The organism is Acidovorax sp., from assembly GCF_027492855.1.
Lineage (GTDB): Bacteria > Pseudomonadota > Gammaproteobacteria > Burkholderiales > Burkholderiaceae_C > Acidovorax.
On the sequence record NZ_JAPUDY010000050.1, the window covers coordinates 1 to 15,032 of the forward strand.

12 protein-coding genes and 1 pseudogene are annotated in these 15,032 nt (G+C 63.6%); 8 read left to right on the top strand and 5 right to left on the bottom strand.

The annotated features are described in order from the left end of the window. The 3 genes and pseudogenes from Q0105_RS09310 to Q0105_RS09320 form a co-directional block, all read left to right on the top strand. Positions 1-164, top strand: a pseudogene (locus Q0105_RS09310) (short-chain dehydrogenase); the annotation flags it as partial. Between the two features lie 93 nt (positions 165-257). Beyond that, on the top strand, positions 258-1,442 hold the full coding sequence (gene bktB / locus Q0105_RS09315) for a beta-ketothiolase BktB (RefSeq protein WP_298211044.1): 1,185 nt from the start codon (positions 258-260) through the stop codon (positions 1,440-1,442). Between the two features lie 186 nt (positions 1,443-1,628). Then, positions 1,629-2,612: a tripartite tricarboxylate transporter substrate binding protein gene (locus Q0105_RS09320; protein WP_298211045.1), complete on the top strand. Its 984-nt coding sequence runs from the start codon at positions 1,629-1,631 to the stop codon at positions 2,610-2,612. A gap of 89 nt (positions 2,613-2,701) precedes the next feature. Here the strand turns inward: Q0105_RS09320 and Q0105_RS09325 are convergent, their stop codons facing one another. The 4 genes from Q0105_RS09325 to Q0105_RS09340 form a co-directional block, all read right to left on the bottom strand. After that, positions 2,702-3,139, bottom strand: coding sequence for a universal stress protein (locus tag Q0105_RS09325; RefSeq protein ID WP_298211046.1), 438 nt, complete (start codon positions 3,137-3,139; stop codon positions 2,702-2,704). A gap of 109 nt (positions 3,140-3,248) precedes the next feature. Further along, complete coding sequence (locus Q0105_RS09330; protein WP_298211047.1) at positions 3,249-4,028, bottom strand: 2OG-Fe dioxygenase family protein; 780 nt, start codon at positions 4,026-4,028, stop codon at positions 3,249-3,251. A 47-nt stretch (positions 4,029-4,075) separates the two neighbouring features. Next, entirely contained in the window at positions 4,076-4,558 is a 483-nt protein-coding gene (locus tag Q0105_RS09335; protein ID WP_298211048.1) for a hypothetical protein, read from the bottom strand. 276 nt (positions 4,559-4,834) lie between these two features. Further along, positions 4,835-7,225: a GGDEF and EAL domain-containing protein gene (locus Q0105_RS09340; RefSeq protein ID WP_298211049.1), complete on the bottom strand. Its 2,391-nt coding sequence runs from the start codon at positions 7,223-7,225 to the stop codon at positions 4,835-4,837. Between the two features lie 125 nt (positions 7,226-7,350). Between Q0105_RS09340 and Q0105_RS09345 the strand changes: the two genes are divergently transcribed. Beyond that, positions 7,351-7,719 carry a PilZ domain-containing protein gene (locus Q0105_RS09345; protein WP_298211051.1) on the top strand — a complete coding sequence of 123 codons (369 nt, stop codon included), beginning with the start codon at positions 7,351-7,353 and terminating at the stop codon, positions 7,717-7,719. A 75-nt stretch (positions 7,720-7,794) separates the two neighbouring features. On the opposite strand, the gene Q0105_RS09350 is transcribed toward Q0105_RS09345, so the two are convergent. Beyond that, positions 7,795-9,486, bottom strand: coding sequence for a long-chain fatty acid--CoA ligase (locus tag Q0105_RS09350; protein WP_298211053.1), 1,692 nt, complete (start codon positions 9,484-9,486; stop codon positions 7,795-7,797). 338 nt (positions 9,487-9,824) lie between these two features. On the opposite strand from Q0105_RS09350, the gene Q0105_RS09355 reads away from it, so the two are divergent. From Q0105_RS09355 to Q0105_RS09370, 4 genes are all read left to right on the top strand, one after another. After that, positions 9,825-10,772 (top strand): LysR family transcriptional regulator, encoded by a 948-nt coding sequence (locus Q0105_RS09355; RefSeq protein WP_298211055.1) that lies wholly within the window; start codon positions 9,825-9,827, stop codon positions 10,770-10,772. 179 nt (positions 10,773-10,951) lie between these two features. Then, positions 10,952-12,646 carry an alkyl sulfatase dimerization domain-containing protein gene (locus tag Q0105_RS09360; RefSeq protein ID WP_298211057.1) on the top strand — a complete coding sequence of 565 codons (1,695 nt, stop codon included), beginning with the start codon at positions 10,952-10,954 and terminating at the stop codon, positions 12,644-12,646. Positions 12,647-12,677: 31 nt separating this feature from the next. Further along, a complete protein-coding gene (locus Q0105_RS09365) occupies positions 12,678-14,414 on the top strand; it encodes an alkyl sulfatase dimerization domain-containing protein (RefSeq protein WP_298211059.1) in 1,737 nt (578 codons plus the stop codon). A 48-nt stretch (positions 14,415-14,462) separates the two neighbouring features. After that, a complete protein-coding gene (locus tag Q0105_RS09370; protein ID WP_298211061.1) occupies positions 14,463-15,026 on the top strand; it encodes a thiamine pyrophosphate-binding protein in 564 nt (187 codons plus the stop codon). The last annotated feature ends 6 nt before the right edge of the window (positions 15,027-15,032 follow it).

A 15,032-nucleotide genomic window follows, 5' to 3' on the forward strand; every position in this document is an offset into this window, starting at 1 on the left:
TGCGCGGCGCCGACCCGGCCGCCTTCCCGGACCGCCAGAATTTCGCCAACCTCAAGACGGGTGGCCAGCTCACATCGCCTGCCGAAGCCGCCACCCGCGTGCTCGACTGGCTGGAGCGGGCGGACTTCGGCACCAACCCGGTGGCCGATGTGCGGGACGCCTGAACCCGAGTTACTCCTATTTTCATAGCTATTAGCGCTTGATGGATAAGCGCTAGCAGCCAATTTTATTCAAACCTCTTCCGAAAGGACCTCCCCATGACCCGTGAAGTCGTCGTCGTCAGCGCAGTGCGCACCGCCATTGGCACCTTTGGCGGCAGCCTGAAGGATGTTCCGCCCACCGAGCTGGGCGCGCTTGTGGTGCGCGAATCGCTCGCGCGTGCCAACGTGGAAGGCAAGGACGTGGGCCACGTGGTGTTCGGCCACGTGGTGAACACCGAGCCCAAGGATATGTACCTCTCGCGCGTGGCCGCCATCAACGGCGGCTGCGCCGAAGGCACGCCTGCGTTCAATGTGAACCGCCTGTGCGGCTCGGGCCTGCAAGCCATCGTGTCGGCGGCGCAGGCCATCCAGCTGGGCGACACCGACGTGACCATCGGCGCGGGTGCTGAGGTGATGAGCCGCGCGCCTTTTGCCAGCCTGAACATGCGCTGGGGCGCCCGCATGGGTGACACCAAGATGGTGGACATGATGATCGGCGCGCTGCACGACCCCTTCCACAACATCCACATGGGTGTGACGGCCGAGAACATTGCCGCCAAGTGGGGCATCAGCCGCGAAGACCAGGACAAGCTGGCGGTAGAAAGCCACAACCGCGCCGAACGCGCCACGCAGACCGGTGTGTTCAAGGACCAGATCGTGCCCGTCACCTTGAAGAGCAAAAAGGGCGACGTCCTGTACGCCACTGACGAGCACTTCCGCCCCGGCGCCACGATGGCGGACATGGCCAAGCTCAAGCCTGTGTTCATCAAAGAAAATGGCACAGTGACCGCAGGCAACGCCTCGGGCATCAACGACGCAGCTGCCGCCGTGGTGCTGATGGAAGCCGGTGCCGCCAAGGCCCGTGGCGCCAAGCCCCTGGCGCGCCTGGTGGCCTACGCCCACGCAGGCGTGGACCCCAAATACATGGGCATCGGCCCCGTGCCCGCCACGCAACTGGCGCTGAAAAAAGCGGGTCTCACGGTCAACGACCTGGACGTGATCGAGGCCAACGAGGCCTTTGCCGCCCAGGCCTGCGCGGTGACCAAGGACCTGGGCCTGGACCCAGCCAAGGTCAACCCCAACGGCTCGGGCATTTCGTTGGGCCACCCCATCGGCGCCACGGGCGCGCTGATCACCGTGAAGGCGCTGCACGAGCTGCAACGCGTGCAGGGCCGCTATGCGCTGGTGACCATGTGCATCGGCGGTGGCCAGGGCATTGCAGCGATTTTCGAGCGCATCTGACCTGACGCGCTGCCAGCGGGTGTGCAGGCCGCCATCGCCACCCGCGATGCTGCCACCCGCTATTGGCAAGGCGGGTGCCGCAGGGGATCAGCGATCATTGGTGCCCGCTGACCCAGATCAGCCGAGCAGCGCCAGCCACCTGGCGGCTGCCCGCACCCCCCTGAACCGACGGAGACATCTCTCACCATGATTCGCACCCTGCTTTCGTTCACCGCCCTCGCCTTCGCTTTGGGCGCCACGGCCCATGCCCAAGCGCCCGCACCAGCGGCGGCCTACCCCAACAAGCCCATCCGCCTGATCGTGCCCTTCCCGCCCGGTGGCGGCACCGATATCCTCTCGCGCCTGGTGGCCGCCAAGCTCACCGACAGCGCCAAATGGACCGTGGTGGCCGACAACAAGGCCGGTGCCGGTGGCACCATCGGCATCGGCGAGGCCGCAAAGGCCGCGCCCACGGGCTACGACATCGTGATGGGCCAGAAGGACAACCTGGTGATCGGCCCCTGGCTCTACAAGAACCTGCCCTGGGACCCCACCAAAGACCTGACCGCCGTGGCCCACGTGGCCTGGACGCCCGTGGTCATCGCCACCAGCGCCAATTCCAAGTTCAAGACCCTGGCCGACGTGGTAACCGCCGCCAAGGCCGCGCCCGGCACCATCACCTATGGCTCGCCCGGCAACGGCACGTCCATCCACCTGGCAGGCCATCTGTTCGAGCAAGCTGCGGGCGTCAAGCTCAGCCACATCCCCTACAAAGGATCGAACCCCGCGCTGATGGATGCGTTGGCTGGCAATGTGGACCTGGTGGTGTCGTCCCTGCCCTCGGCCATGGGCCAGATCAAGTCGGGCAAACTGCGCCCGCTGGCCGTCACCTCGGCCAAGCGCAGCTCGTCCGTGCCCGACGTGCCCACCGTGGCCGAGTCGGGCTTCAAGGACTTTGACGTGAGCACCTGGTATGGCGTGTTCGCCCCCGCTGGTACCCCCGCCAACGTGGTGGCCACGCTGAACACCGAGATCAACAAGCTGCTGGCCACGGCCGACATGAAGGCCGCCATCAACGCCCAGGGCGCCGAGCCCGAGGCCATGTCGTCCGCGCAACTGGGCGCCCTGCTCAAGAAGGAATACACGCAGTGGAAGGGTATCGTCGAGGCATCTGGCGCAAAGATTGAGTGACCCCCTGCTGAGTCGCCTGCGGCGTCATCGAGAACTGAAATAAAAAACGGCTCCTTTCGGAGCCGTTCTTCATGGGGGATGGATGACGCTCAGTCGCGCACCACCAACACGGGAATGTGCACCACACCCAGCACGCGCTGCGTGACGCTGCCCAGCACCAGCTTTTCAAGACCTCGGCGGCCGTGCGAGCCCATCACGATGAGATCGGCGCCCGAGCTTTCGAGCGCGCGCAGGATGCCGTCGTGCACCGCGTGGCCTTCGCCTATCAGGGCGTTCGCCTGCACGCCCGCTTCCGCCATGGCCTTTTTGGTGGCGTCCAGGGCGGCATTGGCTTCTGCGGTGGCGGCGCTGATGTACTGCGCCTGGCCGTAGGCAAAATCGGCGCCCACGCCGGTGAAGGGATAGGGGTCGATCACATACACCGCCGTCACGGCGCTGCCGAAGGTTTTGGCCAGGGCTGCGGCCTTGGATACGGCCAGCATCGAGGTCTTGGAGCCATCGACGGGAACCAGAATGTGCTTGAACATGGTGCTTCTCCTTAAGTGAGGGGTGAGGCCAGGCTTGTGGCCCGGCCATGGGCATCAGTGTGAACTGCCACCATACCGCGCATCTTGATTCGCATCAAATCCCAAGCGCTCAAGCAGCGGATGGCACCTGCCCCACCACGTCGGCGCCCTGGAAGTTGCCACGCCGGCAAGTCACCACCAAAGTATCGCGGTGGCCGTTCTCGGCCAGGGGCTGGATGGGGGTGGATTCGTGGATCATGCGCGCATCGTCCAGCAGCAGCAGTGACCAGGGCTCGGTGAGCGTGAATCGCTGGCCGCTCGGGCCGGTGGCTTCAAACACGCGCGTCTCGCCGCCCTTCACGCCTTCGCGCCCCACCAGAAACACCGCCACCAGGTCCACGCCATCGCGGTGCGCGCCCTCGGGTGTGGGGCGGCCGATGCCGTCGGTGGTGTCAATGCGGAACTGGTGCGCCTCCACAAACCAGGGCGCGGGCGCATCCGGCCCGGCAAACACGGCGTCAGACACACCCGCCAGCGCGGCCAGCAACTGCCGCCACACGGGCTTGGCCACGATGGCGGGCTCCATGGGTGCAAACCAGCGCTCCATGCCGCCGTGCAGCGCGTTGTATTCCACGGGCTGCCAGTGCGCGCGGTGGGGGGCCTGCTGCACCTGCCCGCTTTGCACCACAAAACAGGCATGGCGGCGGCGGCGGTAGCGGCCACCGTCTTTCAAAAAATCATCGGGTGGCAGCGCAGCCCAGTCGCCATTGAGGTCCATCAATGCCGATGCATCGCAGCCCACCCACTCGGCCACCGCCGCCGGGGACAGCACGGCATAACCGCCCTGGCGCAGTTGGCTGGCGACTTCGGAAGGGGTAGTGAACGGAGGGGAAAAGGTGACTTGTGCCATAGAAACCCAAGCTTAACCGCTGGGCCCCCGCCGCGCATGGCGCTACATCAGTCCTTGTGCTTGTGGCCCTTGCCGCGGTCATCGCCTCGGCCATGCCCTCGGTCATGTTTGCCGCCGCCATGGCGGTGGTCGTCGTCCCAGCGGTGGTCGTCACGCCCGCGCGGGGCCTGGTAGGCGTAGCCCCGGCGTGGTGGCGGCTCTTGCAAAAAATACACCGGCTGGTTGCAGGCGTTGTAGCGCACGCAGTGCTTGCCCCAGTGTTTGGCATGGCCCGGAGGCACGTACATGTATATCGGCGAGCGCGGCAGCACCACCGCCGGGCGGTGGATGATGACGGGCTCGCCGTAGATCAGCGGCGGCGGTGGCGCATTGCCGATGTTGATGCGGCCATACACACCGGGGGCCAGCTCGCCCCCCACGGTGGCATTGACGTAGGCCTGCGCGTGGGCGCCGCCTGCGGCTGCCAGCAACAGCGCGGCTGCGGCCCCGGCAGCCAGATGGCGAATGGTGGTGATGGTGTTGTTTTTCATGGGGGACTCCTGAAGACAGGCCTGCGGGGAGCACGCGAGGCGCACAAAACGGTGCGGACGGCGGGTGGCCTGGGTTTGTTACAAGGCTTGGCGTACCTTATCGCGCAGGGCCTGCGGGCCATGTCAGCCAATGGCGATAGATGCGACAGACAAATGCCTACCCAGGCATGAGATGCCGCGAAATTTTACAAGCAAAAATGGCAGCTAGCGCTTATATATCAAGCGCAAACAGCTATCAAAACAGGAGTAATCTGGATACTTTTTGTACCACCCTGCTCACGCGCCAGGCACCGGCACCGCCATGGTCTGCAGGGCCGCCACCGGGCCAGGGCGCCCGAACAAATAGCCTTGCCAGGTGTCGCAGCCCAGGTTGGCCAGCATGTCCCGCTGCTCCTGGGTTTCCACGCCTTCGGCGATCACCCCCAGGTCCATGCTGCGGGCCAGGGTCACGATGGTGCGGGCGATGCTGGCGTCGTCGGGGTCGGTCAGCAAGTCACGCACAAAGCCCTGGTCGATCTTGAGCTGGTCCAGCGGCAGCCGCTTGAGGTAGCTCAGGCTGGAATAGCCCGTGCCGAAGTCGTCGAGCGAAAAACCCACGCCGTGGCGGCGCAGTTGTTCCATGCGCTCGATGGTGTCTTCCACATCGTCGAGCAACACGGTTTCGGTCAGCTCCAGCTTCAGGCGCTGGGGGTTGGCGCCGGTTTCCTCCAGCACGCCCAACACCTCGTCCACGAAATGGCTGTGGCGAAACTGCCGCGCACTCACATTGACGGCCAGCGTCCAGTGCGCGGTGGCCGGGGCGCCCGCCCATTGCACCAGTTGCAGGCAGGCGGTGCGCAAAATCCACGCCCCCAGCGGCACGATGAGGCCCGAGGTCTCGGCCACGGGGATGAACTCGGCCGGTGCAACCAGCCCGCGCACGGGGTGCTGCCAACGTACCAGGGCTTCTGCCCCCAGCACGCCATGTTGCGCACTGATTTGCGCCTGGTAGTACAGCAAGAACTGGCCTTCGCGCAGCGCCTCGCGCAGCCCCGCCTCCAGCAGCGTGCGCGCGGTCACATCGGCCTGGGTGCGCGGATCAAAAAACCGCAGGGTGTTGCGCCCTGCTCCCTTGGCCTGGTACATCGCCATGTCGCCATGCTTGAGCAACTCGTCCACCGAGCCCTCGGCATCGGCATACAGGGCGATGCCGATGCTGCAGGAGCTGTGGTGCTCCATGACGTCAAGCTCATAGCTCTGGCTCAAGGCCTGCAGCACCGTGCGCCCTACCGTTTCGGCTTGTGCAGCGGCTTCGTGTGTGTTCAGGCTGAGCCCCTCCAGCAGCACGATGAATTCGTCGCCCCCCAGGCGCGCCACCGTGTCGCACTGGCGCACACAGCCCGCCAGGCGGTCGGCCGCCTGGCGCAGCAACTGATCACCCAGTCCATGGCCCTGGGTGTCGTTCAAGTCCTTGAAATTGTCCAGATCGACAAACAGCAGCGCCCCCCCGGTGCCCGAGCGGGCACTGGCCTGCATGCTGTGCTGCAGCCGGTCGGTCATGAGGCGGCGGTTGGGCAGCCCCGTGAGCGGGTCGTAAAAGGCCAGTAGGCGGATCTCCTCCTCGGCCGCCTTGCGGCTGGAGATGTCGGTTTGGGTGCCCACGTAGTGCGTGATGTCGCCGCCGGGCGAGCGCACGGTGGTGATGGTGATCCAGGCCGGGTACTCCGTGCCGTCCTTGCGCCGGTTCCACAGCTCTCCCTGCCAGATGCCGGTGGACTGCAGCACGCCGTCCATATTGGCGTAGAACGCGGCATCCTGTCGCCCGGACTGCAACATCCGGGGCGTCTGGCCCACCAGCTCCTCCACCGTGTAGCCGGTCAGGCGCGCGTAGGCCTGGTTGGCTTTGAGGATGCGCTTGTCAGGGCCCGTGACGATCATCCCCTCGAACGACTCGAACACCGTAGCCGAAAGCTGCAGCGACTCCTCAGCCTTGCGGCGCTCGGTGATGTCGGTAGAAATGCCGCACAGCGCATGGATGGCGCCGTCGGCATCGCGCAGCGGGAGCTTGACGGACAAATACACCCGGGTCTCCCCGTTACCCAGTTGGGTGTTGACCTCCACCGCCTCCAACGTCTCGCCGTCCTCCAGCACGCGCCGGTCGTTGGCGTGCAGTTGTGCAGCCGTGGCGGCATCAAACAGGTTGCTGTCGCCAAACCCGACGACCTCGCCGGCCGGTTTGTCAAAAAGCTTGAGCGTATGAAGGTTGGCGTACTGGTAGCGGTAGTCCCGGCCCTTGATGTAGATGAAGGCGCCCACGCTGTCCAATATGGTGGCCAGCTTCTGCTCGCTGTCTTGCAGGTGGCGGGTGCGGTCTTTCACCTGGCGGCGCAGCAGCATCACCACAAGCACCGCCAGCAGACTGAAAATCAACAACCCCGCCAGCCCCCACCACAGCATCAGCGATGCCCCACCATCACCCGGCGCCAAATTATCTGGGCGGCACAACACCACGGCACGGGGCAAATCTGCACCGGCCCGGCCAGCAACGGCCACCCCCACGGCCTGTATCGGCCCAGTGAGCACTGCCGCAGACGCGCCAGCACCGATCCACAGCATGGGCAACAGCACCACACTCCATCGCAGCCAACCGACACATCGGCGCCCCACCCGGTACACGCGTGGACTCACAGTCTGACTCCATCAACGGTAGAAACGTCATGTTACAGAATGCTTGACAAAAGCACCAAAGGGATTCCTCTGATGTGCGGGTGGAGTAGCATGTGCCAACACCACGCTTCGCCCAGGAGACTGCGATGCCCCATGAACGCCGCCACTTCGTTCGCGTCAGTTTTGATGCGCCAGCCCTGCTCACCACCGCCCGTGATGCTTTCAGCGTGCATGTGCTGGACCTGTCCCTCAAAGGCGCGCTGATCACGATACCCGCGCAGGCCGAGCTGGAGCCCGGCATGCTCTGCCAGATCACCATTCCCCTGGCCGAAACCGGCAACCACATCGCCATGTCCACCGAAGTGGCCCACATGCAAGGCCTGCACACCGGCCTGCTGTGCCACGCCATCGACCTGGACAGCGTGACCCATCTGCGCCGCCTGATCGAGCTGCAACTGGGCGACCCCGCCCTGCTGGAGCGAGACCTGGGCGAGCTGACCTCGGCATCGCCCTGAGCCCAGCTGCAAAAAAAGAGGCTGCCGATGGCGACACCGGCAGCCCTTGTTGGCCTCTGGAGATCCTGCGGCCAGCTACGCGGACTGCTCTTGCTCCTGCAGCGCGCGCCACATCACCTTGCCGCTGCCGCTCTTGGGCAATGCATCGACAAACTGCACGATGCGCGGCGCCTTGTACACCGCCATGTTCTCGCGGCACCAGTCGAGGATCTGCTGCTCTGAGACGCTGCCCTTGTGGGCCGCACGCAGCACCACCACGGCCTTCACCGTCTCGCCCCGGTAGCTGTCCTTGGCGGCGATGATGCAGGCCTCCTGGATGGCGGGGTGGCGGAACATCAGCGCCTCGACCTCGGCGGGCCACACCTTGAAGCCACTCGCGTTGATCATGCGCTTCAAGCGGTCGGTGAGGAAGAAGTAGCCGTCCTCGTCCATGCGGCCCAAATCACCCGAACGGAAAAAGCGCTTGCCTTCGAATTCGATGAAGGCTGCGGCTGTGGCATCGGGCCGCTTCCAATAGCCATCGAACACCTCGGGGCCGTGGATGATGATCTCGCCCTGCTCGCCCACGGGCACCTCTTGCAGCGTGTCGGGGTCGACCACGCGCGCATCGGTGCTCATGAACGGAATACCCAGGCACTGCTGCTTGGGGTGATCGGGCGGATTGGAATGCGATGGCGCGGCCGTCTCGGTCAAACCGTAACCTTCGGAGTAGCGCAGGCCGTACTGCTCCAGCAGGCGCTGTGCCACCGCCTGGGGCATGGCCGCGCCGCCACCACCGATGTAGACAAGGCTCGACAGGTCATAGTCTGCAAAGTTCGGACTGCCCAGCAGGTCGATGACCATGGTGGGGATGTTGGTCCAGGTGGTGACCCGATAGCGCGATATGAGGCGCCCGGCCAGGCCGCGGTCCCACCGGGGCATGATGACCAATGTGGCGCCACCATAGATCGCCGTGTGCATCACGCTCACCATGCCGGTAATGTGGAACATTGGCACCACGGCCAGCGTCACATTGTCGACCGAGCCATTGCCCCACAGGCTGCTGGCCGCTGCGTTGTGCATGATACTTTTGTGCAAGTGCATGCAGCCCTTGGGCAGCCCCGTGGTGCCGCTGGTATAGGGCAGCAGCGCCAGGTCCTCCGGCCCCACCGCCAGCGCCGGGGGGGTATCAGTGCAGGCCATCGCATCCACCCAGGCATGGGCCTGGCCACCGTCCAGCACGGGCAGCGGATGCCGGGTGCCCAGCCATTGCGTCCATGCCTCGGGCGGTGCATCGGGGCCCGCCACATCCACATCGAACGCGTCGGTGAACTGCGTCACCACCAGGTGCTCCAGCCGCTCGGACGGGTGCAGCGCATTGCTGGCCTTGGCCAACTCGGGGGCCAGGTCGCCCGTGGTGAAAGCCACCTTGGTGTCAGGGTCGGTGATGTAGTGCTTGAGCTCCTCGGCCCGGTTCATGGGGTTCACCGGCACCACCACCGCATTGGCACGCAGAATGGCAAAGTGCGCCATCACCAGCTGCGGGCAGTTCTGCATGCACAGCACCACCCGGTCGCCCCGCTGCACCCCCAGGGCCACCAGCCGGGCAGCCATGCGCTCGGCGCCGTCCACCAACTGCCGGTAGCTCAGTGAGCGGCCAAAAAAGACCAGCGCCGCCTTGTCCGGGTAGCGGCGGGCGCTGATGGCCAGGTTGTCCCACAGCGAGGTGGATGGCAGGGTGATGGAATGCGGCAGGCGGCGGGGCCAGAACTTGAAATGCGGGCGCATAAGGGTGCAACTCTCCTTGAGCCCGCAAGCCTAGATGCCGAGCGGGGGACGAGCAATGGGAGTGGCCCGGTTCAGCGTCGCCAAAGTGACCATGCCGCCGCACGGAATGGCGCGGAATGGGCGAACGTACGGGCCGCGACGACGCATAGGGTTGTGGAGGGGTTGGATGTCGGATTCAGGCTGATTGCAGACGTCCCTGGTTAAGCTGCTGACTGACCGCACATGAAAAAACCTGTCTACGCAGGAGATACTCGATGGAGAATCCAGACGTATGGGGGCGAGCGAAGCCTTATCTTCGCTGTATCTTCTTTTCTTGATCATCAACCCTGGTTTAGAGCATGGCCCAGCTGGATTCATTGCTTACTCTTCGGCAGCTGCGCTATTTCGTCAGTGTGGTTGAGCACCGTAGCATCAGTGGCGCTGCGCGCGCATTGCATGTAGCGCAGCCCTCGCTCAGCCGCCAGATCACGCTCCTTGAAGAGGCGCTTAATGAACACTTGGTGGTACGGCATGCCGACGGGGTGTCCACGACAGAGTCCGGTGATCGTCTCTATACCCTTGCCCACATGGTTCTCGATCGCATTAATGGTGCGCGCGCAGATATTCGCGGCGAAGCCAGAGCGCCAGAGGGCAAGGTTTCGATGGCCGTGCCTTCAATGGCGGGCAACGACCTGGTGACTGCCGTGGTGCAGACCTGTAAGAGGGATATCCCGCTGGTTGATTTGCAGGTGGTAGACGGCTTCAGCTTTCAAAACTCAAACATGCTGACGACTGGTCTGGTGGATTTCGGTGTTATCTACGACGCTGAACGGATTTCTGGCCTTCACCACGAGGCGCTTTTCATCGAGAACCTGTACCTGGTACGCGCAAGCAAACTGGCGGCCAAAGACAAGCGCAAAACCATTTCCTTTGAAGAGGCTTGTGGCTTTCCCTTGGTGGTTGGTCCCAAGGAAACACATTTGCGCCAATACCTGGACCACATGGCCAGCACACTGGGACATGGCCTGAACCCAACCTACGAGCAGCGCTCCATGGGCGTCATTGCAGCCTTTGTGCGCTCAGGCATGGCCGCCACGATTTCGAACTGGCCCTCCATCAAGGACAACGGAGGTTTGCGCGGTGCCACGGTCCAGGAAATTGTCCAGCCTTCGTTGGGGCGCATGGTCTCGATGGGCTATCCCGAATCGCGGCCACTGAGTCATGCTGGACAAGCAACCTATGACATAGTCAAACGCTTGGTCACGGCGCGTTGGACCAAGGGCCTTTGGCACGGTCGCAAGGTCTGAGCCTTCTGGCGCAAAAAAACCTATTCTGCGCAGCGTCACTTTTCCCGTCACACCTTCTCAGCCCGGCCTGAAACCCGCCCCATGTTTTTCAGGCATAGGGGGGACAGGATTTTGATATTGGTGCTATTTGATCCATCGCCAGATACTTCCTCGCAATTTACAAAGCGTAGGAGACAACGATGGATACACGCAGCAATGCCTACATGGGTTCGCCCGTTGAACTGGGCACCGGTTCACGTGGCGAAGTGGCAAATGCCCGTCTGATAGCGCACGGCAAGACACTCGAGCGCGCACTGCACAAGGTCACTGACCGCATCTACTGCCAGATGGGGTCCAGCCTGGGCAACTCGGCCATGATCCTGGGTGACAGCGGCATGATCGTGGTCGACACTGGCGACTGTGTTGAACAGTCCCAGGAACAGCTGGCTGATTTCCGCACCGTCACCGATCGCCCTGTCAGCGCCCTGGTCTACACCCACGGCCACTATGCGCTGGGTTCCCGCACTTATGTGCCGGCCGGCCAGGATGACCAAGTTCCGATATACGGCCACAAGGACATGCTTCAGGTCATGTCGCGCACCGTGGGTGATTTGGCACCTTTCCTCACCCGGCGCGTGGCCATGCAATTTGGCTTCTTCCTGCCCGCCGACGGGCCCGATGCCATGCCCAACCAGGGCCTGGGTAAGGTGTTCTTTGAGCTGGACCGCTACAAGCCCACCTCCGGCTTCGTGCGCCCCAACCGGCTCATGGCGGACGGCGAAGAAGCGGTCATCGACGGCGTGCGCTTCCAGTTCTGGGATGCGCCTGCCGACAGCGAAGACACCGTGCTGATCTGGCTGCCCGAGCACAAGACTGTCATCAACAACATCGCCTGGCCGGTAATGTTCAACATCTACACCCTGCGTGGCGAGATGTTCCGCAACCCCCTGCGCCTGTTGCCGGGTCTGGACCGCATCCTGGCGCTGGAGCCCGAGCACCTGGTGGGCGTGCATGGTGTACCGATCTCCGGCAAGGAGGCCATTCGTCAGGCTGTGACCGAATACCGCGACTGCATCCAGTTCACCTATGACCAGGTCTGCCGCGGCATCAACATGGGGCTTTCTCCCGATGAGCTGGTGGCCTTTGTGCAATTGCCCGATGCCCTGGCCAATGGACGCCTGACCGGTCAGTTCTATGGCGAGTTGCCCTTTTATGTGCGCCAGATCTACACCGGTCTGGTCGGCTGGTTTGGCACCGACACAGTCGAGCTTCACGCGCTGCCGCGGACCCAGGCCCACGCGCGTTGGACTGAATTGGCTGGCGGCGTAGCCTCGGTGGTGACTCAAGCCCAGGCCGCCATGGCTCGGCGCGAATTTGCCTGGGCCGCCGAGCTGGCCACCGCAGCACTGCACACCGAGCCTGGCTCGACCCTGGCCAGTCAGCTGAAGGCCGATGCCTTGCGCGCTATGGGTCAGGTCACGACGGCGGCCAACACCCGTTCGTGGTTCCTGACGCAGGCCCGCGAACTTGAAGGGGCGGTGGACACCCACAAGCTGCCGGTGCGCTTTGTCAACGCCACCATGGTGGCGCAAATGCCGCCCGGCACCTATGTCAACGCCTTGCGTTTTCGCCTCGACCCGGGTCTGAGCGCTGGTGGCGAGCGTCAACTGGCGCTGCGCATCGGTGCCACCGACTTCGGACTACGACTACGCAATGGCGTAGTCGTGGTGCAGACCGGCGCACCTGCTCAGGCTGACGTCAGTGTGGTGCTGACCTCGCAAGTCTGGGGCGCCCTGGTGGCCGGCGACATCGACGCCGACCAAGCCCTGGCCCAAGGGGTCACGCTGGAAGGCGACGCTGCTTTGGGACGCGCCGTGCTGCAAGCGTGGCGTTAAAGGCTTCCATCGCGTCTGCCATGTCTCACCCATGAACACCACTTTGAGCCGCTACCGCGGCATGGATATTCCGCTCATCGATGGCCCTCGCGGCGCGCGTGTCGCCACCTCCACCCTGAAGGCCATTGGAGCGACATTTTCAATGACACCTCGCATGATCGAGGTCGCCCCCAAGGTCTACAACTTGGTGGGCATCGGCATTTCAAGCCGCGTCATGATCGATGCGCCTGAAGGTTTGGTGATCTTCGACACCGGGGACGATCTGGAGGATGGCGAGCGCGCGCTGGCCGAATTCCGCAAGGTAAGCCAGCGCCCCATCAAGGCCATTGTCTACAGCCACAACCACTATGCGCATGGCACGCGGCCCTTTGTGGAGGACTCACCGGAGGCGATCATCATTGGGCACCATGACGTCAACCGGTATCTGACCGAGATTGCCACCGGCTTTGCCTCAGGAGGTGAATTCCCCGAAGCGGTTCCAGCCCTGACCGCGCGCTACGAGCGGCAGTTTGCTTTGCATCTTCCACCGCAAGGACCGGACACCGGACTGGCCGCCATCATCCCGCCCAACAAGCCCAAGGGCACGGTGCCAGCCACGCACCTGGTCCACGACGGCGAGGAAATGACCGTGGCCGGGCTGAAGATGCAATTCTTCACACGCCATTTCTCGGATTCGGAGGACACGCTGACCACCTGGGTGCCGCAGATGAAGCTGGTCTACAACAATTTCTTGTGGCCCAGTCTGTTCAACTTCTACACCTTGCGCGGTGATGTGTTCCGCGATCCCCGTTCATGGCGGGATGGCTTGCAGCAAATCCGGGATCTGGAGCCGGAGATCCTTGTCAACACGCATGCCTTGCCGGTGGTGGGGCGTGACAAGGTGCGCGACGATTTGAACCTCTACATGGATGCAATCAGCTACCTGATTGACCAGACCCTTCGAGGCATCAACAAAGGCCTGTCTCCCGACCAGCTGAAGGAGTACGTCAGGCTGCCTCGGCATCTGGCACAGTTTTCGAACAACGCAGAGATATACAGCGAGTTTTTCTACTTTCCTCTGCATCTTTACCACCACATCTTCGGGTGGTTTGACGGCGATGCAGCCAGCATCCACCGCATGCCGCAAGACGAAGAAGCACGCCGCATCGTCGCCGGTTTCGGCGGTGCCGAGGTCGTGATGCGGCAATTCCAAAATGCCAGAGACGAGGGCGACCTGGTCTGGGCCAATCGCCTGGCTGGCTGGCTCTGCGCCAGTGAGCCCGACAACCGGGCTTACGCCCAGGCACAGGCAGACATGCTACGGCAAATCGCTTACCGCGCTCCTGGCACCATTGCACGCCATTTCTGCCTCGCTCAGGCACTGGAGCAGGAAGGAAAAATCAAGCCTCCAGCATCGGTGCTGCCTCCGGTAGAAGCCATCCTAGCTTTGGATCCGGGACGTTACATCGACTTTATGCGCGTGCGCCTGGCTGCTGAGCGCGCACTGGACACACGTGCACGCCTGGTGATCGAGTTGAGCGACAAGGGCCAACGCCATGCGCTGGTGGTCCGCTGTGGTGTGTGCGAATTCCAGCGCAACGTGACACCGCAAGCAGGGGAAGCGGTGTTGAAGCTGTCCCTGTCAACCTGGGCACGGCTGTATGTCGGTCAAACCACGCTAGATGAAGCCCTTGAGCGCGGAGAAGCCGTCGCCAATGACACGACCGCCGTTCGCAACTTCATCCACCTGTTTGACACGCCGCAGCAGGCCAGCGGCACCAGTCCCTGAAAACCGCGTCCACGCCGGTCGCGCAAGAGAACCATCTGGAGACATCGAATGAATCAACCCACCCCACCATCCGCCCTGCTGGTGCCCAACCCACCGGGCGGCCCCAGTGCCAGCGGGCTGTTGCAGTCCCTTCAAGCCGTCGGCGTGACCCATGCCGTCACGGTGCCGGATTTTGTGCAGTTCGCCTTGCATGAGCGAATTTTTGAAAAAGCGTCAGGCATCCAGTCGGTGTTGGCGTGCGCCGAAGACCAGGCCCTGACCACCGCGACGGGGCTTTACATCGGGGGAGCCAAGCCTTTCCTCATGGTGCAGAACCAGGGCATGTTCAAAGTGGCCAACACCTTGCGCGCCACGTGCCTGGATGCCGGCATTCCGATGGTGTTCTTCGTCGGCCAGTTTGGCCGAGAGGCCAGCAATGTCGGTCACACCATGGCCGAGTCCGGTCGCAGCATGGTGCGCCTGATGGAGCCCATGCTGCACGGCATGGGCGTGAAGACCTGGGTGGTTGAAGATGACGCTGACCTGCCCCGCGTGGCCGAGGCCTTCGCGCATGCCCGCGATGCCGAGACCGCCGCCGTAGTGCTGATCGGCCGCCACGTCACCTGGAACTGAAGACAA

Coding starts and splice junctions, on each gene's coding strand:
- bktB (WP_298211044.1), top strand. CDS start 258: ATGACCCGTGAAGTCGTCGTCGTCAGCGCAGTGCGCACCGCCATTGGC.
- Q0105_RS09320 (WP_298211045.1), top strand. CDS start 1,629: ATGATTCGCACCCTGCTTTCGTTCACCGCCCTCGCCTTCGCTTTGGGC.
- Q0105_RS09325 (WP_298211046.1), bottom strand. CDS start 3,139: ATGTTCAAGCACATTCTGGTTCCCGTCGATGGCTCCAAGACCTCGATG.
- Q0105_RS09330 (WP_298211047.1), bottom strand. CDS start 4,028: ATGGCACAAGTCACCTTTTCCCCTCCGTTCACTACCCCTTCCGAAGTC.
- Q0105_RS09335 (WP_298211048.1), bottom strand. CDS start 4,558: ATGAAAAACAACACCATCACCACCATTCGCCATCTGGCTGCCGGGGCC.
- Q0105_RS09345 (WP_298211051.1), top strand. CDS start 7,351: ATGCCCCATGAACGCCGCCACTTCGTTCGCGTCAGTTTTGATGCGCCA.
- Q0105_RS09350 (WP_298211053.1), bottom strand. CDS start 9,486: ATGCGCCCGCATTTCAAGTTCTGGCCCCGCCGCCTGCCGCATTCCATC.
- Q0105_RS09355 (WP_298211055.1), top strand. CDS start 9,825: ATGGCCCAGCTGGATTCATTGCTTACTCTTCGGCAGCTGCGCTATTTC.
- Q0105_RS09360 (WP_298211057.1), top strand. CDS start 10,952: ATGGATACACGCAGCAATGCCTACATGGGTTCGCCCGTTGAACTGGGC.
- Q0105_RS09365 (WP_298211059.1), top strand. CDS start 12,678: ATGAACACCACTTTGAGCCGCTACCGCGGCATGGATATTCCGCTCATC.
- Q0105_RS09370 (WP_298211061.1), top strand. CDS start 14,463: ATGAATCAACCCACCCCACCATCCGCCCTGCTGGTGCCCAACCCACCG.